The 23,973-nt window shown below is 67.4% G+C and carries 22 protein-coding genes; 17 read left to right on the top strand and 5 right to left on the bottom strand.

The genetic code is table 11. The features are described 5' to 3' along the window. Positions 1–2: 2 nt before the first annotated feature. Complete coding sequence (locus tag ABDC78_RS12380; RefSeq protein ID WP_347133498.1) at positions 3–791, bottom strand: aldo/keto reductase; 789 nt, start codon at positions 789–791, stop codon at positions 3–5. Between the two features lie 98 nt (positions 792–889). Between ABDC78_RS12380 and ABDC78_RS12375 the strand changes: the two genes are divergently transcribed. From ABDC78_RS12375 to ABDC78_RS12365, 3 genes are all read left to right on the top strand, one after another. Further along, a complete protein-coding gene (locus tag ABDC78_RS12375; RefSeq protein ID WP_178358406.1) occupies positions 890–1,387 on the top strand; it encodes a DUF1990 domain-containing protein in 498 nt (165 codons plus the stop codon). Further along, positions 1,384–2,286: a hypothetical protein gene (locus tag ABDC78_RS12370; protein WP_347133448.1), complete on the top strand. Its 903-nt coding sequence runs from the start codon at positions 1,384–1,386 to the stop codon at positions 2,284–2,286. The genes ABDC78_RS12375 and ABDC78_RS12370 overlap by 4 nt, the downstream gene beginning before the upstream one ends. Before the next feature lie 132 nt (positions 2,287–2,418). Beyond that, on the top strand, positions 2,419–3,177 hold the full coding sequence (locus ABDC78_RS12365; protein WP_347133447.1) for an ANTAR domain-containing protein: 759 nt from the start codon (positions 2,419–2,421) through the stop codon (positions 3,175–3,177). Here the strand turns inward: ABDC78_RS12365 and ABDC78_RS12360 are convergent. After that, entirely contained in the window at positions 3,155–3,922 is a 768-nt protein-coding gene (locus ABDC78_RS12360; protein WP_178358404.1) for an alpha/beta fold hydrolase, read from the bottom strand. The genes ABDC78_RS12365 and ABDC78_RS12360 overlap by 23 nt on opposite strands. A 27-nt stretch (positions 3,923–3,949) precedes the next feature. Continuing rightward, positions 3,950–4,513 (bottom strand): hypothetical protein, encoded by a 564-nt coding sequence (locus ABDC78_RS12355; RefSeq protein ID WP_347133446.1) that lies wholly within the window; start codon positions 4,511–4,513, stop codon positions 3,950–3,952. Between the two features lie 361 nt (positions 4,514–4,874). Here ABDC78_RS12355 and ABDC78_RS12350 point away from each other — a divergent pair, with 361 nt between their 5' ends. From ABDC78_RS12350 to ABDC78_RS12340, 3 genes are all read left to right on the top strand, one after another. Then, positions 4,875–6,683: a hypothetical protein gene (locus ABDC78_RS12350; RefSeq protein ID WP_347133445.1), complete on the top strand. Its 1,809-nt coding sequence runs from the start codon at positions 4,875–4,877 to the stop codon at positions 6,681–6,683. A gap of 872 nt (positions 6,684–7,555) precedes the next feature. Further along, entirely contained in the window at positions 7,556–8,347 is a 792-nt protein-coding gene (locus ABDC78_RS12345; RefSeq protein WP_347133444.1) for a universal stress protein, read from the top strand. Positions 8,348–8,385: 38 nt separating this feature from the next. Next, a complete protein-coding gene (locus tag ABDC78_RS12340) occupies positions 8,386–9,033 on the top strand; it encodes a response regulator transcription factor (RefSeq protein ID WP_178360548.1) in 648 nt (215 codons plus the stop codon). A 30-nt stretch (positions 9,034–9,063) separates the two neighbouring features. On the opposite strand, the gene ABDC78_RS12335 is transcribed toward ABDC78_RS12340, so the two are convergent. Beyond that, positions 9,064–10,056, bottom strand: a complete 993-nt coding sequence (locus ABDC78_RS12335; RefSeq protein ID WP_178360547.1) for a nitroreductase family protein — start codon at positions 10,054–10,056, stop codon at positions 9,064–9,066. Between the two features lie 90 nt (positions 10,057–10,146). Continuing rightward, positions 10,147–11,799 (bottom strand): glycoside hydrolase family 13 protein, encoded by a 1,653-nt coding sequence (locus ABDC78_RS12330; RefSeq protein WP_347133443.1) that lies wholly within the window; start codon positions 11,797–11,799, stop codon positions 10,147–10,149. A gap of 118 nt (positions 11,800–11,917) precedes the next feature. Here ABDC78_RS12330 and ABDC78_RS12325 point away from each other — a divergent pair, with 118 nt between their 5' ends. The 11 genes from ABDC78_RS12325 (at position 11,918) to ABDC78_RS12275 (ending at position 23,948) form a co-directional block, all read left to right on the top strand. Then, positions 11,918–12,940 carry a LacI family DNA-binding transcriptional regulator gene (locus ABDC78_RS12325; RefSeq protein ID WP_178360535.1) on the top strand — a complete coding sequence of 341 codons (1,023 nt, stop codon included), beginning with the start codon at positions 11,918–11,920 and terminating at the stop codon, positions 12,938–12,940. 117 nt (positions 12,941–13,057) lie between these two features. Continuing rightward, the gene (locus ABDC78_RS12320) at positions 13,058–14,368 is read left to right on the top strand and encodes an extracellular solute-binding protein (RefSeq protein WP_178360534.1); all 1,311 of its coding nucleotides are present in this window, start codon (positions 13,058–13,060) and stop codon (positions 14,366–14,368) included. Beyond that, on the top strand, positions 14,365–15,297 hold the full coding sequence (locus ABDC78_RS12315) for a sugar ABC transporter permease (RefSeq protein ID WP_178360533.1): 933 nt from the start codon (positions 14,365–14,367) through the stop codon (positions 15,295–15,297). Before ABDC78_RS12320 ends, ABDC78_RS12315 begins: the two co-directional genes overlap by 4 nt. Continuing rightward, positions 15,294–16,121 (top strand): carbohydrate ABC transporter permease, encoded by an 828-nt coding sequence (locus tag ABDC78_RS12310; protein ID WP_178360532.1) that lies wholly within the window; start codon positions 15,294–15,296, stop codon positions 16,119–16,121. The genes ABDC78_RS12315 and ABDC78_RS12310 overlap by 4 nt, the downstream gene beginning before the upstream one ends. 3 nt (positions 16,122–16,124) lie before the next feature. Next, complete coding sequence (ugpC, locus tag ABDC78_RS12305) at positions 16,125–17,324, top strand: sn-glycerol-3-phosphate ABC transporter ATP-binding protein UgpC (RefSeq protein WP_178360531.1); 1,200 nt, start codon at positions 16,125–16,127, stop codon at positions 17,322–17,324. A gap of 20 nt (positions 17,325–17,344) precedes the next feature. After that, entirely contained in the window at positions 17,345–18,604 is a 1,260-nt protein-coding gene (locus ABDC78_RS12300; RefSeq protein ID WP_178360530.1) for a DUF4032 domain-containing protein, read from the top strand. A 75-nt stretch (positions 18,605–18,679) separates the two neighbouring features. Next, positions 18,680–19,084: a TOBE domain-containing protein gene (locus ABDC78_RS12295; RefSeq protein ID WP_178360546.1), complete on the top strand. Its 405-nt coding sequence runs from the start codon at positions 18,680–18,682 to the stop codon at positions 19,082–19,084. Positions 19,085–19,110: 26 nt separating this feature from the next. After that, the gene (gene modA, locus ABDC78_RS12290) at positions 19,111–19,824 is read left to right on the top strand and encodes a molybdate ABC transporter substrate-binding protein (protein ID WP_218621137.1); all 714 of its coding nucleotides are present in this window, start codon (positions 19,111–19,113) and stop codon (positions 19,822–19,824) included. Then, positions 19,821–20,630 carry an ABC transporter permease gene (locus tag ABDC78_RS12285; RefSeq protein ID WP_178360528.1) on the top strand — a complete coding sequence of 270 codons (810 nt, stop codon included), beginning with the start codon at positions 19,821–19,823 and terminating at the stop codon, positions 20,628–20,630. Before modA ends, ABDC78_RS12285 begins: the two co-directional genes overlap by 4 nt. Next, a complete protein-coding gene (locus tag ABDC78_RS12280; protein WP_178360527.1) occupies positions 20,627–21,742 on the top strand; it encodes an ABC transporter ATP-binding protein in 1,116 nt (371 codons plus the stop codon). Before ABDC78_RS12285 ends, ABDC78_RS12280 begins: the two co-directional genes overlap by 4 nt. Positions 21,743–21,752: 10 nt before the next feature. Next, positions 21,753–23,948 (top strand): acyltransferase family protein, encoded by a 2,196-nt coding sequence (locus ABDC78_RS12275; protein WP_256736262.1) that lies wholly within the window; start codon positions 21,753–21,755, stop codon positions 23,946–23,948. The last annotated feature ends 25 nt before the right edge of the window (positions 23,949–23,973 follow it).

Here is a 23,973-nt window from a genome sequence, read left to right as displayed (position 1 = left end):
GCTCATCCCTGGGCTGCCCCGGCGCTGCTCAGCGTCTCGAACTCCGCGTCGGTGAGTTCGATCTGGGCGGCGGCCACGTTCTCCTCCAGGTGCGCCACCTTCGACGTGCCGGGGATGGGCACCATCACCGGCGAGCGCTTCAGCAGCCACGCCAACGCCAGCTGCGAGGGGCTGGCGTCGTGGTCGGCGGCGATGCGCTGCAGCGGCCCGTCGGCGGCCGCGAGCGGCCCGGCGGCCAGCGGGAACCACGGGATGAACGCGATGCCATCTGTTTCGCAGGCGTCGAGCACGGGTTCGGCGTCACGTGCGGTGAGGTTGTACATGTTCTGCACCGAGGCGATCGGCGTGACCGCTCGGGCGGCAGTGAGCTGTTCCGCACTGACCTCGGACAGCCCGATGTGGCGGATCTTGCCCTCCTGCTGCAACGCGACGAGTTCGCCGATCTGGTCCTCGGCGGGAAATTTGGTGTCGATGCGATGCAGCTGGAACAGGTCGATGGTGTCCACTCCGAGGCGGCGCAGGCTCATCTCGCACTGCTGACGCAGGTACGCCGGGTAACCGAGCGGCGGCCACTGGTCCGGGCCGGTGCGCAGCAGGCCGGCCTTCGTCGCGACGACGATCCCGTCGTAGGGGTGCAGCGCCTGGCGGATCAGCTCTTCGGATACGTAGGGACCGTAGGAATCTGCGGTGTCGATGAAGTCGACTCCGAGCTCCGCGGCTCGGCGCAGCACCCTGATGCATTCGTCCGGGTCAGCAGGCGGACCCCACACGCCCTGGCCGGTCAGCCGCATCGCGCCGAAGCCGAGTCGGTTGACGGTGAGGTCACCACCGATGGTGAGAGTCGGATTCACGGTGACGACGCTACGCCGACGGTGACAAGCTGACACCTGTGAAGTTGAGCGCTCTATCAGGCAAGCCGCTGACCTACACCGAGGTGGGGGCGACCGCGGGGAACATGCCTACCGGGTATCACCACCTGCACAAGTCATCGGTGATCGGCCGCGGTCGCGACCGCTTCGAGACGGCCGCCGGACAAGGCATGGCCTGGGGCATGCTTCGCGGTGCCGGTCTGCGCGTGACGGCCACGACGCCGGTCGCCCAGATCGGCGCCGAGGTTCTCGTGCACCTCGGCCCCGTGGTGGCCCCGTGCCGGGTCGTCTACGTCGTCGACGAGCCCGACCGCCGCGGATTCGCCTACGGGACACTGCCCGGGCACGCCGAATCCGGCGAGGAACTCTTCCTGGTCCGTTACGACCCCGCCACCGAGGACGTCATCGCCGAGGTGGTCGCGTTCTCCCGGCACGCCACCTGGTGGAGCCGGCTGGGCGCTCCGGTCACCTCCCTGGTTCAGCGGCGGGTCACCGACCGCTACCTGCGGGCACTGTGATCAGCCGGGCATCGCTGCGGCGGGCGCAATCGGTGCTCAGCGCTGAGATCTCCGCGATCCGCCGCCGCGATCCCGACCTCGACGCAGGCGATCTGACGACCTTCACGATGCCCCTGCTCGTGAGGGCACTCGGAATACTGGCCCTCGGCGTCGTGCCGCTGCTGGTGATCCGCAGCGGTGACGACACCGACTCGCTGCTGGTGCCGCTGATCGGGTCTTTGGCCCTGGTGATGATCTGCACGGCGGTGGTGGCCTGGCTGACGTCGATCGTCATCTCGGGGCTGGTGGTGATGATTCTCTACCGCACAGGTCCGGCCGCATCGTCGCGTCTGGTCATTCGCACGCTGACCGATTCGTTTCGGCGCGTCAGCGATGCCACGTCGTACCTGACGCTGCTCGCGTTGGTGGCGGGGCTGTTGTCGCTGGCAATCGGGCTTCCCACCCGACGTGGCGACGACCTTGCAAACTCGGTGATCGACGATCTGCTGGCCGCCCAGGTCGGCGTGTTGCTGGCCGTGTTGGGCCTGGCCTTTGTCGCGGAGTCGATCAGGTCGGCCGCCGACGTCGTCGATGACCAGTCACTGATGCTCGCCTGGCCATGGGCCCTGATCATCGCCTGCGTCTCGTGGACGGTGGCAACCACTTTCGGTCCGTTCGAGATCACCCGCATGCTGACGATTCTGCTCAACGAGTGGCTGCCGGCGATGGTCGACGGCGTCTCACGCCAGCAGGTCATCGCCGAGCTCCTGCCGCCCGGAGCCAGATGGTGGGCTGCGCTGGGACCGCTCCCCGTGATCGCGCTCGTGTGGGTCATCGAGGCCTGGCGACGTGACGGCCTCACTCATCTGCGCGATTTTCTGCAGGGTGAGGACGACGTTCCGGCCACTCGGGTGATCTGATCGGCGCTTCCGGGGATGGGCTCGACGCGCCAACTGGTCACGGAAGCGACATCGCCCATGCGTAAGCCATCGGCGGTGGTCAAGGGTAATCTGGGAAACCTCAATTCGAGCGCGACTACACGGACGGTGACGGTGACGGATCAAGCCGGCATGGAGGCTGCGCACCTGCGCGTCGCCGAACTGGTGCAGGGGCTGCACAACAGACCCGATACCGATTCCGAAACCGTGGTGGCCGAGCTGGCTGAGCACGCCGCTGCCGAGATTCCCGGCGCGCAGTACGCGGGGATCACGCTCACCCGTAACGCCAAGGAGATCGAGACCCCGGCCGCGACCCATCATTGGCCGCTGCTCCTGGACAAAATCCAGCAGCGCCACCTCGAGGGGCCGTGCCTGACGGCTGCGTGGGAAGAGAAGACCATCCACGTCGTCGATCTGAAGACCGACGACCGGTTCCCGAAATACCGCGAAGACGCGCTCGCCGAGACTCCCATCCGGTCGATCATGGCGTTCCAGATGTTCATCGCCGGCAAGACGCTCGGTGCCCTGAACGTCTACTCCGAGCAACCCGGGGTGTTCGACGCGGAATCGCGCAACTTCGGGCTGATCTTCGCGGCGCACTCGTCGGTCGCGTGGAACTCCGCACGCCGTGACGAACAGTTCCGCCGGGCGCTGTCGAGCCGCGACGTCATCGGCCAGGCCAAAGGCATGGTCATGGAGCGCTACGGCGTCAGCGCGGTTCAGGCGTTCGATCTGCTGCGCAAGCTCTCGCAGGATTCGAATGTCCCCCTGATTCAGATCGCTACCGACCTGGTCGCCAGCACGCAGTCCCCGGAGTCCACGGGCACTGATCAGTCGCTGTCTCTGAAAGCTAGCCAGTCAAATTCAGCGTGACGTTCAGCCATGTCAGGACGGGCGGCGCGACCTCGTCAACCGCTGACTCGGCGATGATCCAATGCGGAAGCCCGGGATGCACTTGATGCTCGGCCCGGTAGCGTGCCGCGATTCGTCGTGAGATCCATTGCGCGACGTTCCGGTCCTGTCCCGCGCTGACACAAAGTACGGGGCAGGCCACCTGCGCGGCGTCGACCCGGGTTGACGGGGCGCCCATCGACATCTCCCGGAAGACTCGACCCGAGTCCCGGACCAACTCTGGGATCAACGCGTCCTGCTCGGCGGTCGACAACGTGCTCAAAGGGACTCTTCGAAGGGTGCGCTCCGACGGAAAGAACGCCCGCCCCGCCAGGATTCGCGGCAGCAACGGGAACAGGTGCGGAAGAACTTTCACCTGCGGCCACAGAATCCCCGGTGGGATCGATGCCAGCAACACCGCTGCGCGTGGCGAGCGCGCCGCCGCGAGCTTTTGAGTAAGAAGGCCGCCCATGCTGTGACCGATCACGATCGGCGGACTGCTCAACCGGTCGTAGGCGGCCAGGACCACGTCGAAACAGTCCTGGATGCCGGTCGCGGCGAGCACGTCGTCGCGCGTCGGATCCCTGCCGGGCAGTGCCGGGGCGTGCACTTCGAAGCCTCTGGCCTCGAAGTACACGCGCCACGGTTCCAGTAGCGACGGTTTCCCGAACACACCGTGCAGGAACAGGATTGGTGGCTTGACGTGTCCGGCCATCTCAGAGCCCATTGCGTCAGTATGCCCCGAATGTCCCTTCTAGTTGTCCCAGCGGTCCCGGCGATCGCCCACCGGATCGGCCCCGGTGACCAATGCCTTCGGAATGTCTACATTGACTGCCGGCGCAGCCGAATCTCCCTGAGACGCTGACCAATCGGTGCCAATGCACAGCAGGTCGGACGGCACAGGGATCTCGTTGGGTAGCGGCACAGGCAAGCCGGGGATCGACGGGATGTTCAGCGGCGGGGGCGCGATCAGATTGGACAACCCCGTGGCCGCAAGCGGGGTGAACGGGTCCGGCGTCGCCGGCACACCCACGTTGACGGCTCCCGCTGCACCCGGTACCGGCGCAGGCGGCGGCGGAAGCGCCCCGGCCACCGACGAAGCGCCGTCCTGCACGGTGCGAATCAAGCCGGGAGGAGTGAGCAGATCCCCGACCGTCACTGAACTGCCCGGGGTTCCGGGAATCGGCGACTGCGGCGTGCCCGTGTTGGCGCCCACCGACGACGGCGGGGCCGGCGGGTAGGGCGGAATGGGGTTGTTGACCGCGGCGTTCGTCGAGGACGGCGGGACAGGTGGTGCCGGCGGGGTCGCGCCAGGCACCGAAGTACCAACGGGCACACCAGGAACTGGGGGTGACGGAGGCGTCACGTTGGCAACTGGAACCGCTCCGCCGCCACCGGGGACCGGCGGAACGGGCGGTGGAGCCACTCCAGCCTCACCGAAGATCGGTGCGCCCGGGACCGGCGGCGCGGGCGGCGTGCCACTGGGGATACCCGCGGCGGCGGAGCCTCCGGGAGCCGGCGGACCAGCGGGACCGCCGACGCCCGCGGCAGCATCCACGGGAGCACCAGCGGCCAGCGTGCCCCCGGGGACTGCTCCACCGGCGGCAGCCTCGACAGGAGCACCACCGCCGGGCAGCCCACTCGGGGCCACCGCACCGGCGTCGCCGAAAACGGGCGTAGTGGGGAGCGGAGGACCGGCAGGCGCGATACCGGCAGAAGCGGCGTCGATCGGAGCACCTGGAGCACCCAGGGCCGGAGGTGTCGCTGCACCCGCAGCGGCGTCGATCGGAGCGCCAGGAGCCGGCGGCCCCGGGGGCGTTGCCAGGCCGGCCTCACCCACCACCGGAACACCCGGCGCAGGCGGGCCCGGCGGCGTCACCACACCAGCCTCACCCACAACCGGAACGCCCGGAGCCGGCGACCCGGACGGCGTCACCACACCTGCCTCACTCACCACCGGAACACCGGGAGCACCCGGAACCGGAGGAGTTGCCAGGCCGGCCTCACCCACCACCGGAACACCCGGCGCAGGCGGGCCAGGCGGCGTCACCACACCAGCCTCACCCACAACCGGAACGCCCGGAGCCGGCGACCCGGACGGCGTCACGACCTCGACCGAACTACCCGCGGGAGTCGCAGGCACACCCGGAGCAGGAGGCGTCACCACACTCGACGAACCCTCCACCGGCACACCCGGAACACCCGGCGCAGGAGGCGTCACCACCTCCACCGAACTACCCGCAGGAGTCGCAGGCACACCCGGAGCAGGAGGCGTCACCACACTCGACGAACCCTCCACCGGCACACCCGGAACACCCGGCGCAGGAGGCGTCACCACCTCCACCGAACTACCCGCAGGAGTCGCAGGTGCAGGAGGCGCAGGTGGCGAGAACGTCTCCACCGTGCTCGACGAAGGTGTCGCGGGCGCCGGTGGGGCTGGCGGCGAGAACGTCTCGATCGTATTGGCGGCAGGTGTACCAGTGGCACCCGGTGCAGGCGGCGTCACCACACCCGAAGAACCCTCCACCGGAGCACCCGGCGCAGGCGGGCCCGGAGGCGTCACTGCCTCAACCGAATTCACCACCGGCACACCAGGAGCACCCGGCGCAGGCGGCGCCACCACACCCGAAGAACCCTCCACCGGAGCACCCGGCGCAGGCGGGCCCGGAGGCGTCACTGCCTCAACCGAATTCACCACCGGCACACCAGGAGCACCCGGCGCAGGCGGCGCCACCAAGCCGGCCTCACCCACCACCGGAGCACCCGGCGCAGGCGGACCAGGAGGCGTCACTGCCTCAACCGAATTCACCACCGGCACACCAGGAGCAGGAGGACCGCCCGGAGTCACCGCTGCGGCAGCACCGTTGAGCGGCGCACCCGGAATGCCGGGACCAGGAGGGGTTGCGATGCCCGCTTCGCCAACGAGCGGCGCACCCGGCACGGGCGGGGCCGGCGGCGCGACTCCCCCGCCGGGCACAGCTGCGGGGAGCCCGAGAGACGGCGGCGCCGGTGGTGTCGCGACTCCCGCCTCGCCGAAGATTGGGGCGCCCGGCACCGGGGGTGCCGGCGGAACGATGTTGGCCACCGGCGTGCCGACGGGCCCACCCGGGACAGGCGGCAGCGGAGGCGTGGCGCTGCCGCCGGGGTTCCCCACAGGCACACCGGGAGTCGGTGGCGCGGGCGGGGTGGACCCCGACGCCGGGACCGACACCGAGGCCGGCGGGCGTGGCGGCACCGGAGGCGTGCCTCCACCGGTAGATGCCGCAGCAGGAACGGCCGGAGTGGGCGGGCTGGGGGGCGTCGCACCCGAGGACGATGTGGACACCGATGCCGGCGGGCGTGGCGGCACCGGAGGCGTGCCTGCCGAGGACGAGCTGGCGGGAGGCACGACTACCGGAGGTGTCGGCTGTCCCGGACCGGCGGTGAACGAGGTAGCGGCCCGCTGTAGCGACTGCGGGATGTCGGCCGGATTGGACACGATTTGCTGAAGGATCCCGACACACGGCACCCCGCCACGGACTGGGTCAGCGTCTGCCAACGGGCTGAACATCGGGGCGCTCAGAAACATCCCGGCGCTGCCCAGCATGACAACGACCATGCCCTTCTTGGTGCGTGACATGTGCTCCCAGTCTCTCTACATCCGGCCGAACGAATTACATCTGTGTAGTTACGGTGCTTACTGAACCGACAATTTCCGCTTTTGCCTCCGCGACAATTCTGGCGTTATGCAACTGTTGCGAATGAGAAGCGATCCCGTCATCAACAAAACCCGCTGACCTGGGCATATGAATTTTCGGCCGTTGTCGGTGAATGTTCCCGTTTCGAACGGCTGGCGAAAGAGTTCGAGAGGGGCCTGGCCGCCACACCCTGCATCGGGCAAGTGCGTGCCCCGATCTATGCAGCCGGTATCCGAGCCCTCCCGCTCGCACGTCCGCCGCCACATTGACGCCGCGGGCGCGACAGCTTGCAGCAATCTCGGCGGCCATCCTCCGTCCCCAGCCGACGACCTCTGGTCGGGTGTGGTCGCCGCTGCTGACAACGAGGGTCGAAGCGGCGCAATCGTGTGGCAAACGGGGTTGCTGATCGCCTGACGAACACGCCACCCGACGTCGCCCTGATGGTTCGCCGCGGGGACCAATGGCCCTGTACGTGAGCGCCGCGGACGAGCACTGTTGGTGGTGCACCGAACGGAGATCACGATGCCCGCGACCCAGCTCGACGTACGACCCTCGGCCAGACAGGACCGTCGCCCGATGCGAACTTCACGCCCCTGCGGCCCGACCGCCCGAAGCGACAGGAAAACCTCTCAATTCACCGGTGGCACAACGTGTTGAGTAGCAACGCCGCACCCTGTGTCGTCGTGGGAATCGACGGCTCACAGTCAGCTGTCGATGCCGCGTTGTGGGCGATCGACGAGGCCGTCGAGGCAGATGCCCCCCTGCGTCTGGTCTCGGTGATCGAGCCGACCGGTCAGTCGGAGATCGATCCGCGCGACCAGGCGCGCCGGATGGCCACCGCCGAGGTGGCGGTGCGCTACGCGCTGACCGCGGTGGAGTCGACCGAACGGCCCGTCGCCATCGAGCTCGAGATCCTCCAGGGACGGCCGGTCCAGGCGCTACTGGAAGCCGCCCGCTCCGCAGTCGTGCTGTGCGTGGGTGCGCGGGGACTCAAACACGCCACCCAGGGCCGGATCGGTTCGACTGCTGCGGCGTTGTCGGCCGCGGCGAGGTGCCCGGTGGCGATCGTGCGGACACATCGCCCTCACAGTGGTCGGAGCCGAGCAGTAGTGATCGAGGTCGACGAACCTTCGGAAATCGATTCGGTGCTGCATCGCGGCCTGGATGCAGCACGACGCCGAGGAGCTCCGGTGCGCGTCCTCACGACCGGGCGGATGCGTTCCGATGCTCACGCACAGTGGCAGCGCCGGCTCGCCGAGTGGCAGCACCGTTATCCCGATCTCGACATCGCCTCAGTGAGCACCCAGGAGGGCGCACTGGACTACATCACCGCGCACGCCGACTCGATTCAGCTGGTTGTCATCGGCCGTCGACGTCGCGGTGGGGTCGGGGCGTTTGTCGGGGCACCCGGCAATGTCGCCCTGCGAGACACCGATTGTTCGATAATGGTCTGCGAACCGAACAACGCGCTGTGATCAGCGCCGATCCAAAGGAGGATGACGTCGCACTCAAGGTGAGGGTTTTCCTGGTCGACGACCACGAAGTCGTCCGGCGCGGCCTGATCGACCTGCTCGGCAGCGATCCCGAGCTCGACGTCGTGGGCGAAGCCGGTTCGGTCGCAGAGGCGCTGGCCCGGATCCCGGCGATGCAACCGGACGTGGCCGTTCTCGACGTTCGGTTGCCCGACGGTAATGGGATCGAACTGTGCCGCGACCTGCTCTCCCTGCTCCCGGACCTTCGGTGCCTCATGCTCACCTCCTTCACCTCCGATGAAGCGATGCTCGACGCGATCCTCGCCGGTGCCAGCGGCTACGTCGTCAAGGACATCAAAGGCATGGAATTGGCCAACGCGATCAAAGAGGTCGGCGCCGGCCGATCGTTGCTCGACAACCGGGCGGCTGCAGCCCTGATGGCCAAACTTCGTGGCGAAGGGGAACGCTCCGATCCCCTGTCGGACCTGACCGATCAGGAGCGGGTGCTTCTCGACCTGCTCGGTGAGGGACTGACCAACAAACAGATCGCTGCGCGAATGTTCCTCGCCGAGAAGACCGTCAAGAACTATGTGTCACGCCTGCTGGCCAAGCTGGGGATGGAACGTCGCACCCAGGCTGCGGTATTCGTGTCCAAACTCCACCGGCCGCGCCGACCCGGCGCCGAGTGACCGGCGGAGTCGCCCGGATCAGAACTCACATCACGTCGGCGACCAATCATCGAGCCGTGCAACCACTTCCGATAGATCGCGGCGCGGCGTCGACGGAAGCGGATCGGCGTTGATCGGCGCCCACCCGATCCGCAGCAGCATCTGCGGATAGCCGTCTGCGCCGAAGACCTCGCGGCGCACCGCCTCGCGGGTGTCCGCGATCTCGAGCGGCTCGGTGATCGGGCAACTCGCCAACCCCAGAGCCGTAGCCGTCAGGAGCACGGTGCTGGTCACTTCACCCGCACGCAACCGCGACATCGGGTCGTCACCCACCGTTCCAAGCGCGAGGACAACCGCGTGGTCATCGGCCGGCTCCGTGTTGGGTGGCTGCAACAGCACTCCACCCGCGAACGCCCGCACGGGAATCGGTCCGGAGCCGTCAACGCCGGGGACACTTCGTGCGGGCACCCCGGCGGTCGATGCGTACCGCCCGCTCCACGTGGCCAGTTCACTCAGATATTGCTTGTCGGCCGCGTGCCGCCGCGCTGCTTCGGTGACAACTCGCTGCAAACCCGCAAGGTCGTCGACCCGGCGAAGGGTGACGCCCCCTCTGGCCGCCCGCGCACCCATCAGTGCGATATCGCCGCGCGGCACCGGCCACGAGCTGTAGTGCCGCCGGTCGGTGCGGCGGCGGGGAATCGCCGCGGCCAGCGCCACGTCGACATCGGCCGCGGGATAGCGGTGCAGTTCGAGCACGGCGAGGTGATTCGGCGCGGCCGGGTTCGGGAAGCGGTGGACTTTGGACTGCCACCCCAACGCCGCCAGCGCCACCACACAGTGATTGAGTGTGGCCCCACAACTCAGCATCAGGTCACGGCCGTCGGGATCAGTGTGCGGCAGAAGCAGTTCCGGGTTGGCGTAGAGATGCACGCTGCCATCACCCAGCCGCCACTGCCAGGGTTGAGAGTTGTGCACCGACGGCGCACGGACTGCCAGCGACAGCGCGGCACCGATGGTCTCGGAATCCGGAAACTCCGCGTTCACCCCGCCACCCCCTTCAGGAGTCATCGTCGCCTTCCAGGGTGCGCCGGGAGGCCGCCGACTGAAGAGGGCACAAAGACCCCTCCTGGGTCACTACTTCGGCGACTGCCCGGAGGCGAGCCACACGGCCGTGTCCGGGGGCAGAGTTCCGTCGACACCCGGTGCCGACGACAGCACCACCGACAGCGACCCCGGCAGCAGCACTCCGGTCTCGCCGGTGTTCACCCAGCACTGGGCGCCGCCGCGCTCGAATGCAGCGACGTCGGCCGCCACCTCGAGCCACGTCACGTCGCCGGCGTCGCGCCACAGCTCCGGTCGCAGCCGCAACGCGTCCCGATACAGGTTCAGTGTCGAATTCGGGTCACGATCCTGAGCCTCGACACTGTGTTCCGCCCAGTCCTCCGGCTGCGGAAGCCACGTGGCGGCGCTGTCATCGGGTGCAAATCCATAGGGCGCGGATGTGTCGCTCCATGGCAACGGAATACGGCATCCGTCCCGGCCGACATCGGTGAACCCGGACTGCACCCATGCAGGGTCCTGGCGCGCCTCGTCGGGAAGGTTCTCGACCTCTTCGAGAGCCAGTTCCTCACCCTGATAGACGTAGGCGGTTCCCGGCAGTGCCAACTGCACCAGAGCGGCGGCGCGGGCGCGCCGGCGGCCGAGCTCGTGATCGGGGTCCTCACCGGCCCAGCGTGCTCGCTCCCAGTCGGTTTCGATCAGATGCATCGGCTGGGACCGGGAGAACCGCGTCACGGTGCGGGGCACGTCGTGGTTGGACAGCACCCAGGTCGGCGGCGCACCCACTGTCGCCGCCGCGCCGATGGCGTCGTCCACCACGGAGCGGAGGAGCTCAGCGCGCCAGGGAGTCCGCAGGAAGTCGAACTGGAATGCGGTGTGCAACTCGTCAGGCCGGAGGTAGCGCGCGAGCCGCTCATTGCTCGGTACCCACGCTTCGGCGATGAATATCCGCTCGGGCGAATACCGGTCGGCCACCGAACGCCACCCGCGGTAGACCTCGTGCACCCCGTCCTGGTCCCAGGCCGGATGCCCCTCGTTGGGCTGGACGAGGGTCTGCGCGACATCGGCCGTATCGACCGCGTCGGGCAGATCCGCCTCTTTGACCAGACCGTGTGCCACATCGATGCGGAAGCCGTCGACGCCGCGGTCGAACCAGAAGGCCAGGATGTCCTCGAACTCACGGCGCACCTCGTCGTGTTCCCAGTTGAGGTCGGGCTGACCGGGGGCGAAGAGATGTAGATACCAGTCGCCATCGGCCACCTGTGTCCAGGCGGGGCCGCCGAACACGCTCTGCCAGTTGTTGGGCGGGAGCCCACCGTCGTCGCCGGCCCCCGGACGGAAGTGGTAGCGCTGCCGCGCCCCTGGCTCGTCACGAAGCGCCGCGCGAAACCACGCGTGCTCATCGGACGTGTGGTTGGGCACGATGTCGAGCAGCACCCGGATCCCGAGCGCGTGCGCTTCGGAGATCAGTGCCTGCGCCTCGTCGAGGGTTCCGTAGGACGGCTCGATGTCGCGGTAGTCGGCGACGTCGTAACCTGCGTCGGCCATCGGCGAGGGATACCACGGGTTGATCCAGATGGCATCAACTCCGAGCTGCGCCACATAGGGCAGCCGCATCCGCAGCCCGTGGACGTCACCGATGCCGTCGCCGTTACCGTCGGCGAAGCTGCGGATGTAGACCTGGTAGACGACGGCGGTCTGCCACCAGGACGGTACGACGGGAACCACGGCACTCCTCGAGGAATCTGCGCAAACGTTTTCGTCACCAGAATCGCGGTGTCTCTTGACCATGTCAATCAGTGAAGCATCAGCGCAAATAGTTACGTTCCGTTACGGTGGGGTTTTGATGATCCCAAAACAGACGGTCAACATGACCGATGTGGCGCGGCGTTCGGGTGTGTCGATCGCCTCGGTGTCGCGTGCGCTCCGTGGCGAGTCCGGTGTCTCCCCCACCACCCGGGAACGCATTCTGCGCGCGGCTCGCGAGCTGGCATACGTGGTGTCCCCCGAGGCGTCGCGCCTATCGGGTGGAGCCACCGGCCGAGTCGGTGTCGTGGTGCCACGCATAGACGCGTGGTTCTACTCGACCGTACTCGCCGGGATCGCCGGCGAATTCGACACTGTCGGCATGGATCTGGTTCTCTACGCGCTGCCGGACTCCGCTTCCCGCTACCGATTCTTCGAGGCGCTTCCGTTGCGGCGCAAGGTGGACGCGGTGATCGTTGCCTCGGTGCCGCTGACCGCCCGTGAGCGCACGCGACTGGACCAACTCGGGGTGCCCACCGTGTTCGTCGGCGGGCATCACCCCGGCGACAGTCACCCCTGGGTGGGCATCAACGAGGAGTTGGCCGCCAGACAGGCCGTCGGGCACCTGGTACGCATCGGCCACAGCGACATCGCGATGATCCAGGCCCGAGACGAAGAAGGCACACCGTGGGCGACCAATGAGGGACGCATCCGGGGATTCCATCGGCAGATCGACGAGGCCGGCCTGACCGACCCGATCGTGGTGATCGCCGAGTGGGGAATCGACGGCGGCGCGCAGGGCATGGAGATGCTGCTGAGCATGCCGCAGTTACCCACCGCGGTGTTCTGCCATTCCGATGAGATGGCACTCGGCGCGCTGCGCACCCTGAGCAAGTCTGGAATCTCTGTCCCGCATCAAATCTCGGTCATCGGGGTCGACGACCACCCGTCGGCCGACCTGAGTGACCTGACGACGGTCGCGCAGCCGGTGCGCGATCAGGGCCTGATCGCGGCGCGGCAGGTGCTCGCTCAACTCGATCCTGACGCGGTGGAGGCACCGGAGGAGGTGTCGACGCTGCCTACCCGGCTGGTCGTCCGCGGATCCACCGCCCCGCCGCGCTGAGACCGCTGTCCCATCAGCGTTGTGAACTGTGACACACTCGTCGCGTACCGAATGTGCTGCCCGTGGCCCTCATCCGGACTCGGGCGTCGTTGCAGGCTTTTCTTGGACGAGGACGTGATGAAACGAATTCAGTTCGCCCGGGGGCGACGCCGCCGCGCAATCGCGCTGGCCAGCGCGCCTCTGGTCGCGGCAACGCTGTTGTCCGGCTGCGGCAGTCAGGGTGGTCCCCCGACACTGACGTGGTACATCCTGCCCGACAACGGCGGCTCCGTGGCACGCGCTGAGCAGTGCGCGGAGGCATCCAACGGGGCCTACCAGGTGCGCATCGAGTCGCTGCCCAGTACCGCCACCGCCCAGCGCGAGCAGATGGTCCGCCGCCTCGCCGCCGGCGATTCCTCGATTGATCTGGTGAGCATGGACGTGGTGTTCACCGCCGAATTCGCCAACGCCGGCTTCCTTCGCCCCTACACCGCAGAGGAGACCAGCCGGCTGACCGCGGGAATGCTGCCCGCCCCCATCGAGACGGGCATATGGGAGGACACCCTTTACGGGGCGCCCTACAAGTCCAACGCCCAGCTGCTCTGGTATCGCAAGTCCGCCGCGGCCGCCGCCGGCGTCGATCCCGCCTCGCCGACGTTCACGTGGGACGAGATGCTCAAAGCCGCTGTGGGACAGAACAAGAAGATCGCGGTGCAGGCACAGCGCTACGAGGGTTACACGGTGTTGATCAACGCGCTGGTGCTCTCCGGCGGCGGCGCACTGCTCGAGGACGTCGAGGCAGGCCGCAATGCCAGGCCGTCGCTGGCCTCCCCACCCGGGGAGAAAGCCGCCGAGATCGTCGGCAACCTCGGTCGGTCCCCTGCCGCGCCCGTCGACATGTCCAACGCGTCGGAGGAGCAGGCGCGCGCCAACTTCCAGTCCGAGCAGGGCATGTTCATGGTCAACTGGCCCTACGTCCTGGCCGCGGCCCGCAGCGCCGCCGAGGAGGGCACGCTGCCGCAAGAGGTGGTCGACGACATCGGCTGGGCCCGTTACCCCAGGGTCTCCCCTGACCGTCCCAGCGCGCCGCCGTTGGGTGGCGCGAACCTCGGCATCGGTGCGTACACGGAGTACCCCGACCAGGCGGTGGCTCTGGTCGAATGCATCAACGCCGAGCCCATGGCCACCCAGTACATGCTCGACGAGAGCGAGCCCTCGCCGTACGCCGCGTCGTATGACAACCCCGACATCCGCGCCGAGTATGCCAACGCCGACCTCATCCGGGAGTCCATCGGCGACGGGGGGCCCCGCCCGCCGAGCCCCTTCTACACCGACATCTCGGGCGCGATCCAGCAGACCTGGCACCCGCCGGCCTCGGTGAACGCCGAAACACCGGAAAGGACAGACCAATTCATGGCTGACGTGCTGGCGGGGAGGCGGCTGCTGTGACGGCTGTTCAGGATGCCCCGATCCAGAAGGACCCCGGCAAGCCGGTAGCCAGTGAGCGCATCAAGGGCGAGCGCCGGCTCGGGTTCTACCTGACCCTTCCGTCGTATGTGGTGATGCTGCTGGTCACCGCGTACCCGCTGGGCTACGCACTGGTGTTGTCGCTGTACAACTTCCGCCTCACCGACCCGGAAGGTCGCAGCTTCGTCGGGTTGAGCAACTACCTCGTCATCCTCACCGACCCGCTGTGGTGGAACGACTTCGTCACCACACTGGTCATCACGGTCGTCACGGTGGCGGTCGAGCTCGTGCTCGGTTTCTGGTTCGCCTTCGTGATGCTGCGCATCGTTCGGGGGCGCGGCCCGCTGCGCACGGCGATCCTCATCCCGTACGGCATCGTCACCGTGGTGTCGGCGTTCATCTGGCGCTACGCCTTCGCCATCGATTCCGGTTTCGTCAACCAGTGGCTGAACCTGTCGGAGTTCGACTGGTTCGGTGACCGGTGGTCCGCCATCTTCGTCATCTGCCTCTCGGAGATCTGGAAGACCACACCGTTCATCTCGCTGCTGCTGCTGGCCGGTCTGGTGCAGGTCCCCGAAGACATGCAGGAGGCCGCCAAGGTCGACGGCGCCACCGCATGGCAACGACTCTGGAAGATCACGCTGCCGAACATGAAGGCCGCGATCATGGTGGCGCTGCTGTTCCGCACGCTGGACGCGTGGCGGATCTTCGACAACCCGTACGTGATGACCGCAGGCGCGAACAACACCGAGACGATCTCGTTCCTGGCCTATCGGCAGAACGTCACGCTGGTGAATCTCGGTATGGGGTCGGCGGTCTCGGTGTTGTTGTTCCTGTCCGTCGTCCTGATCGCCTGGATCTTCATCAAGGTCTTCAAAACCGACCTCTCGCAAGTCAGGGGTGACCAGTGACCAAGAACACCAAGTGGTGGACGATCGCAGGCATCGTCATCCTCATCTACAGCTTCGCGCCGATGCTGTGGATGATCAGCCTGGCCTTCAAGCCACCGTCGGACATCGTCTCGGGTACACCGTCCTTCCTGCCGAGCACATTCACCCTCGACAACTTCGCCCAGATCTTCAGCAATCCGCTGTTCACCAGGGCGCTGATCAACTCGATCGGCATCGCGGTCATCGCCACGGGCATCTCGGTGGTCATCGCGATGTTCGCGGCGTATGCCATCGCGCGCCTGGAGTTCCGCGGCAAGAAGGTGTTGCTGTCTCTGGCCCTGGGCATCGCGATGTTCCCGCAGGCAGCCCTGGTGGGCCCGCTGTTCGACATGTGGCGCGGACTGGGGATCTACGACACCTGGCTGGGTCTGATCATCCCGTATCTGACATTCGCGCTGCCGCTGTCGATCTGGACGATGTCGGCGTTCTTCCGCCAGATCCCCTGGGAGATGGAACATGCCGCGCAGGTGGACGGCGCCACCTCATGGCAGGCCTTCCGCAAGGTGATCGTCCCGTTGGCGGCGCCGGGGGTGTTCACCACGGCGATCCTGACGTTCTTCTTCTGCTGGAACGACTTCCTCTTCGCCATCTCGCTGACGTCCACCGACAGCGCCCGCACGGTGCCGGCGGCGTTGGCGTTCTTCCAGGGCGCGTCCTACTTCGAGTCGCCAGTGCCCTACATCATGGCCGCGTCGGTGATCGTCACGATCCCCGTCGTCATCTTGGTCCTCATCTTCCAACGGCGCATCGTCGCCGGCCTGACTTCCGGAGCAGTGAAGGGATAACCCATGGCAGCAATCACGATGCGCAACATCGTCAAGAAGTACGACGACGGCTTCCCGGCCGTCAACGACGTCAGCCTCGACATCGCCGACGGCGAGTTCGTCATCCTCGTCGGACCGTCCGGCTGCGGGAAGTCCACGCTGCTGCGGATGATCGTGGGTCTGGAGGACATCACCTCCGGTGACATGCTGATCGGCGACACCCGCGTCAACGACAAGGCCCCGCGCGACCGCAACCTGGCCATGGTGTTCCAGAACTACGCGCTGTACCCGCACCTGACGGTCTTCGAGAACATCGCGTTCCCGCTTCGGCTGTCCGGCAAGCACTCCGACGACGAGATCCGCAAGCTCGTCACCGAGGCGGCGGACACCCTCGAACTCGGCGAGCATCTCGACCGGAAGCCGGCCAACCTGTCCGGCGGCCAGCGCCAGCGGGTGGCGATGGGACGCGCGATCGTCCGCCAGGCCGACGCGTTCCTCTTCGACGAGCCGTTGAGCAATCTCGACGCGAAACTGCGCGGCCAGATGCGCACCGAGATCCTTCGGCTGCAACGCCGCCTCGGGGTCACGACGGTGTACGTCACCCACGATCAGACCGAGGCCATGACCCTCGGCGACCGTGTCGCAGTGCTGAAGAGGGGCATCATGCAACAGGTCGCCAGCCCGCGCGAGCTCTACGACCAGCCGGTCAATCTCTTCGTCGCAGGCTTCATCGGCTCTCCGCCGATGAACTTCGTGCCCGCGCGGGTGACCGGCAACGAGATCGAGCTGCCGTTCGTGACGATCCCGCTGCGCGACGAGTGGCGCGACGCCGTCGAGGACGGGAAGGTCTACATCGCCGGGATCCGGCCGGGGGCGTTCGAGGACGCCGAGTTCGTCGACGCCGACAAGCGCTCCCGCGGAGTCACTTTCGACGTCGACATCGATGTGACCGAGTGGCTGGGCAACGAGCAGTACGCGTTTGTGCCCTTCGAAGCCACCGCGGAGATTTCCGGCCAGCTCGCCGAGCTGGCCAGCGAGCTCGACAGTGAGCAGCTGCGCACGCAGATCTGCGTGGAGCTGGATCCGTTGAGCCGGGTGCGTTCGGGTGACAAGGCCACCTTGTGGCTCGACGACGAGAGGCTGCACCTGTTCGATCCTCAGACCGGTGACAACCTCACGCGTTCAGCAGAGTCCCGCGGGCGGCACGCAGCGTCCACCGGCTGAGCTGCGGAACCCACACGCCGATGGCAGCTCCCGAGCTGCGGCTACGGGCCCCGTGCCCGGGATTGCTGGCGCTGCCCTGGGACCGCCCGCTGGCCGAGTGGATGGTGCCCGAGGTTCCGCTGCGCGACATCGCGGTCGGACCCAGCCGGCACCTCGTGAAGTTCGTCGACTCCGACGGCGAACTGTGGGCCGTCAAGGAACTGCCGCCGCGGATCGCCGCCCGCGAATACGACGTGCTGAGCCGGTTGGAAGAGATGGGTCTGAACGCGGTTCGACCCGCCGGGCTGGTGTTCCAACCGGACTTCGACACCGCGATCCTGCTGACCCGATACCTCGTCGGTTCGTGGCAGTACCGGCGGCTGTTCATGCGACTGCCGGCCGATGCACCCAAGCACCGCGCCCGACTGTTCGACGCGATGGCCACGCTGCTGGTCGAACTACACCGGCACGGGGTCTTCTGGGGTGACTGCTCGCTGGCCAACACACTGTTCTCCCGCGACGGACAGGTCTTGCAGGCGTTCCTCGTCGACGCCGAGACCAGCGAGGTCCATCCGCGGCTCTCCGACGGACAGCGGACCCACGACATCGACATCACCGTCGAGAACGTCGCGGCGGGACTGCTGGATGTGGCGGCCAAGCTCGAAAAGCCGGAACTGGAAGCAGGATTCATCCAGGAGGCGCTGAGCATCCGACGGCGCTACGAGAGACTGTGGGACCTGCTCCACTCCGAGCCGACCTTCGGTTTCGCCGACCGCTACCGGGTGGAGGGGACCATCCGCAGGCTCAACGAGCTGGGCTTCGCCGTCGACGAGGTGTCCCTGCAGCCGGTGAGTGCCGGCGCCGACGAGCTTCGTCTGCATGTGGCGGTCGGTGACCGCCGCTTTCACGCAACCCAACTGCAGCGGCTGACGGGGCTGGACGTCGGCGAGGGGCAGGCCCGCATCCTGCTGGGCGATATCCAGGCGTACCAGGGGCAGCTCTGCCGCGAGGCGGGACACGACGTCGACGAGCGCACCGCTGCGCAACTGTGGGTGATGGAGGTCGCCACGCCGACGATGCATCGCGCGCATTCCGCGCTCGGGGGTACCGGAACACCGATCCAGGCGTACTGCGATCTGCTCGAGGTGCGCTGGCTGCTCTCCGAGCAGGCCGGCCGTGACGTGGGCACCGAGCAGGCGCTGCAGGCGCTGGCCCGCCGAGTCGTTCCGTCGGAGTCGGCGGCACAGCTGATGGTGGTCGAGACGCCGACCGAGCCGTTCTCGGTCCTCGACGACGACTGACCCGCATACCCCGTTTCCGCTGATACGGATAGAGTGGGATCTTCATTCAGTAAATGCGGAAAAGAGGGCCACGTGGTGCCGCCCATTCGGATCAAGGACGCCGCAGCCCTGCTCGGGGTCAGCGATGACACCGTGCGCCGCTGGATCGACGGCGGCACCCTGGCGTCCTATAAGGACGACACGGGCCGCAAGGTGATCGCCGGCGACGTGCTCGCCGAATTCGCGGGTGACCACGCGTCGCCGCCGCCCGATCTGCTCGGCGTCGGAAGTTCCGCGCGCAACCGGTTCGTCGGCCTGGTCACCAAGGTGACCGCGGATCGGGTCATGGCCGAGGTGCAGATGCAGTGTGGTCCGTTCACCGTGGTCTCGCTGATGAGCGCCGAGTCGGCGCGCCATCTGGGCCTCGAACCGGGTGTGGTCGCCGAGGCTGTGGTGAAGGCCACCACGGTCATCGTCGAAACACCGGCGGGGACGTCGTGAGGACGGTCGTCTGTGTCGCCGCGGCACTGTGGGTTCTCACAGGTTGTTCGTCGCCGCAGACCGACAGCACCGACGTCACGGTTTTTGCTGCGGCGTCACTGAAGTCGACGTTCACCGAGTTGGGCGCCCGATTCGAAAAGGACCATCCCGGAACGACGGTGACGTTCAACTTCGCCGGTTCCTCCGACCTCGTCACCCAACTCACGCAGGGCGCACCCGCCGACGTCTTCGCGTCCGCCGACACGAACAACATGTCCAAGGCGGTCGACGCCGGACTGGTCAGCGGTGACCCGGTCGACTTCGCCACCAACACGCTGACCATCGTCACCCCACCCGGAAACCCTCGCGGAGTGGCCTCTTTCGCCGATCTGGCTGCGCCGGGAACCCAAGTGGTGGTGTGCGCACCACAGGTGCCCTGTGGATCGGCCACCGAGACTCTCGAGCGGGCGACCGGGGTGAGCCTGTCGCCGGTCAGCGAGGAGTCCGCCGTCACCGACGTGCTCGGCAAGATCACCTCCGGCCAAGCCGACGCCGGCCTGGTGTATGTCACCGATGCAGTCGCCGCTGGCGATCAGGTGACCACCGTCGTGTTCCCGGAGTCGTCCGCCGCGGTGAACACCTACCCGATCGCGGCCCTCGAAGAAGCCGACCGTCCGGACACCGCGCAGATGTTCGTCGATCTGGTGACCGGAACCCAGGGACAGGAAGTGTTGGCAGCAGCGGGATTCGCTGCGCCATGACCAGCACGGTGCGCCCCGGCATGGTGCAGGTCGGACTACCGACGTGGATCTACCTGCCTGCGCTGCTCGGTGCCGCGTTCGTGATCGTGCCGCTTGTCGCGGTTCTTCTCAACATCGACTGGCCGCAGTTCTTTCCCTTGATCACCTCCGAATCCTCCCTTGCGGCACTGGCTCTCAGCGTGAAGACAGCGACCGCCAGCACCGCGGTGTGCATCGTCATCGGTGTGCCGATGGCTCTTGTACTGGCACGCGGCAGCTTTCGCGGGCTGCCGGTGCTGCGCGCGCTGGTGCTGCTGCCGCTGGTCCTGCCGCCGGTGGTCGGCGGGATCGCGCTGCTGTACACGTTCGGCCGGCAGGGACTGCTCGGCCAGCACCTCGATGTGCTCGGCATCCGGATCGCGTTCTCGACCACGGCGGTGGTGCTCGCCCAGTCGTTCGTGTCGCTGCCCTTTCTGGTCGTCAGCCTCGAAGGCGCGTTGCGTTCAGCCGGATCGGGATATGACCACATCGCCGCAACACTCGGCGCGCGGCCCACCACGGTGCTGCGGACCGTGACGCTGCCGTTGGTGCTGCCGGGCCTGGTGTCGGGTGCGGTGCTGGCGTTCGCCCGATCGCTGGGCGAGTTCGGCGCGACGCTGACGTTCGCCGGGTCGCTGCAGGGCGTGACCAGGACACTGCCCCTGGAGATCTACCTGCAGCGCGAAACCGATGCCGATGCCGCGGTTGCCCTGTCGCTGCTGCTCATCGTCGTCGCCGCGGCGATCGTGATCGCCTCGGCCAGCCGCCGGCTGACGGGGCCGCTGTGAGTGCCGTGCGTGTCGAGGCACGCCTGGAGCATCGCGGAGTCGATCTTGACGTCGACCTCGACGACGGCGAGGTGCTCGCCGTGCTGGGCCCCAACGGTGTCGGTAAGTCGACGCTGCTGCTGATGATCGCCGGCCTCCTCCGGCCGGATCACGGCAGGATCGAACTCGGCGGCACCGCCGTCACCGACACCAGCACCGGCACGTTCGTGCCCGCGCACGCCCGCGGTGTGGCAATGCTGACGCAACAGCCAATGCTGTTCCCACACATGACGGTTGCGGCCAATGTGGGCTACGCCCCACGCTGCAGGGGCCGTTCACGGTCGGCCGCGCGCGCCGCCGCGCGGCACTGGCTCGAGGCCGTCGGCGCCGCCGACCTCGCCGACCGGCGACCGGCACAACTCTCGGGCGGTCAGGCACAGCGCGTCGCGGTGGCCCGCGCGCTGGCCGCCGAACCACGGCTGCTGCTCCTCGACGAACCGATGGCAGCTCTCGACGTCACCGCGGCTCCGGCGCTGCGCCGATTACTGCGGGAGATCCTGCGCCGGGACGGCCGGACGGCGATCATCGTCACCCACGACCTGCTCGATGCGCTGGCCGTCGCCGACAAGGTCATCGTCATCGAGGATGGCCGGGTGGTCGAAAGGGGGCCGGTGCGGCGGGTCCTGACGGCTCCGCGCAGCGACTTCGCCGCCCGCATCGCCGGCATCAACCTGATCCCGGGGGTCATGTCGGACTCCGACGGGCTGCGTACCGCGTGGGGCACCCACATCGTCGGGGTCGGCGACGTCGCGGCGGCCACCCAGGCGATCGCCCTGTTCCGGCCGAGCACGGTGGCGGTCCACCTCGACCCGCCGCACGCAAGCCCACGCAATGTCATCGAGGTGACGATCGCCGAACTGGAGATCCACGGGACAACGGTGCGGATCCGCGGTGTCGACCAACCCGACGGCGGCACCGGACTCGCCGCCGACATCACCGCCACTGCAGCCGCTGACCTCGACCTGGAGCCCGGCAGAACCGTGCACTTTGTGGTGAAGGCACACGAGGTGCAGCTGCACCCGGCACTGTCGGCGAACGACGCCGAAGCGGCATTCGGGAGCCACCCTAGGTAAATTGAGGACAATGCGCGTCGGGCCCCACCCGACCATTGGCGCATATTCCCTGTTCAGCGAGGTGGTGAGCGTGCCCGGCATGATGCGCGGATCAGCCACGCCCGCTGTCGGCACTGCCGGCGACCAATCAGGATCCGCGTCGGCCCGCCGCGCCGATCTCGACGGTCTGCGCGGTGTGGCGATTGCGCTCGTCGCGGTATTCCACATCTGGTTCGGACGGGTATCGGGCGGGGTCGACGTCTTCCTGGTGCTGTCGGGATACTTTTTCGGCGGGATGGTGTTGCGGGGCGCCCTGACACCCGGGGCGTCGCTGTCACCGCTACCCCACATCCGCCGCCTGGCGCGCCGCCTCCTGCCCGCGCTGATCGTGGTCCTCGGTGTTGCGGCGCTGCTGACCGTGACGCTTCAGCCCAAGACTCGCTGGGAAACCTTCGCCGATCAGAGCTTGGCCAGCCTCGGGTACTACCAGAACTGGCACCTGGCGAACTCTGCCGCGGACTACCTGCGCGCGGGCGAAGGCGTCAGTCCGCTCCAACACATCTGGTCGATGTCGGTGCAGGGCCAGTTCTACATCGCCTTCCTGGCGGTGATCACGGCGCTGACCTATCTTCTGCGGTCGACGCTGGGGCCCCGGTTGAAGCCCGTGATCGTCGGCATTCTCGGTGCGCTCACCATCGCCTCGTTCGGATACGCCATCGTCGCCCAGTCCGAGAATCAGGCAGCGGCCTACTACGACAGCTTCGCCCGCGGATGGGAGCTGCTGGCCGGGGTGCTCGCTGCAATGCTGCTGTCGGGGCTGCGCCTTCCCGGCTGGTTGCGGACCGTGGCCGCGGCAATCGGCATCGCGGCGATTCTGACGTGCGGAATTCTGATCGACGGCGCGCAACTGTTCCCGGGTCCGTGGGCACTGGTGCCCGTCGGCGCGACGATCCTGGTGATCGCGGCGGGATCAGGCCACGTGGGCAGTGTCCCGTACCCACTCAGGGCGCTGTCCGCACGTCCGTTCATCGTGCTCGGAGGAATCGCGTACTCGCTCTATCTCTGGCATTGGCCGATCCTGATCTTCTGGCTGGTGCACACGGGCGAAAGCAGGGTCGGGTTTGCCGAAGGGCTTGCAGTGCTGGTGGTTTCGCTGCTGCTCGCCTATGTCACGCACCGCTTCATCGAAGAACCCCTGCGCCATCCCCGCCCGCACAGTCCTGCGCCGACCCGGGCAGTCAGGGTGCGCAACTGGCGAATCCAGCCGACGTTTGCCGTCCGGTCGATAGTGGCACTGCTGGCGGTGGCGCTGATGACGACATCGTTCGGGTGGCGCGAACACGTCACGATTCAGCGAGCCAGCGGACACGAACTGTTGCAACTGCCCGCCCGCGACTACCCGGGGGCGCGTGCCCTGGTCAACCAGGCGCGGGTGCCCGCGCTGCCGATGCGACCGTCGGTGATGGAAGCCACCGACGATCTACCGGCGACGACCAAAGACAAATGCATCAGCGACTTCCTCAACCCGGCGGTGATCAACTGCATCTATGGCGACCCGGACGCGATGCGCACCATCGCGCTGGCCGGCGGATCGCACGCCGAGCACTGGATCACCGCGCTGGATCTGTTGGGTGCACGGCACCATTTCCGGGTGGTCACCTATCTGAAGATGGGCTGCCCCCTGACGACCGAACAGATGCCGATGATCGCCCTCTCCGACAAGGGATATCCGCAGTGTCACCACTGGAACCAGAAGGTGATGGCGAAGCTGATCGCCGACCGACCGGACTTCGTGTTCACCACCACCACCCGTCCGAATCTGGACGGGCCAGGAGATGTAGTACCCGAAAGCTATCTGGGCATCTGGGACATGTTCTCCGACAACGGAATCAGCATTCTCGGCGTTCGGGACACCCCGTGGCTGATTCGAGACGGCTGGCTGCGCGATCCAGCCGACTGTCTGTCCCGCGGCGGAAGCGCGGCCAGCTGCGGCGTCGAGCGGTCAGAGGCGCTCTCCGGCGTGAACCCGACACTGGCCGTGGCGCAACGATATCCGCTACTGCATCCGCTCGATCTCAGCGATGCCGTGTGCGACGCCGAGGTCTGCCGCGTCCGCGAAGGAAACATCTTGGTGTATCACGACTCTCATCACCTGTCGGCCACCTACATGCGCACCATGGCAGAGGAACTGGGGCGTCAGATCGGCGCCGCAACCCACTGGTGGTGACCACCCGGATGTTTCGCGCCCGCCC

The organism is Mycobacterium sp. DL, from assembly GCF_039729195.1.
GTDB classification, from domain to species: Bacteria; Actinomycetota; Actinomycetes; order Mycobacteriales; family Mycobacteriaceae; genus Mycobacterium; species Mycobacterium hippocampi_A.
Note: the sequence above shows the minus strand (reverse complement) of the source record. Positions and strands in the feature narration are given on the sequence as shown.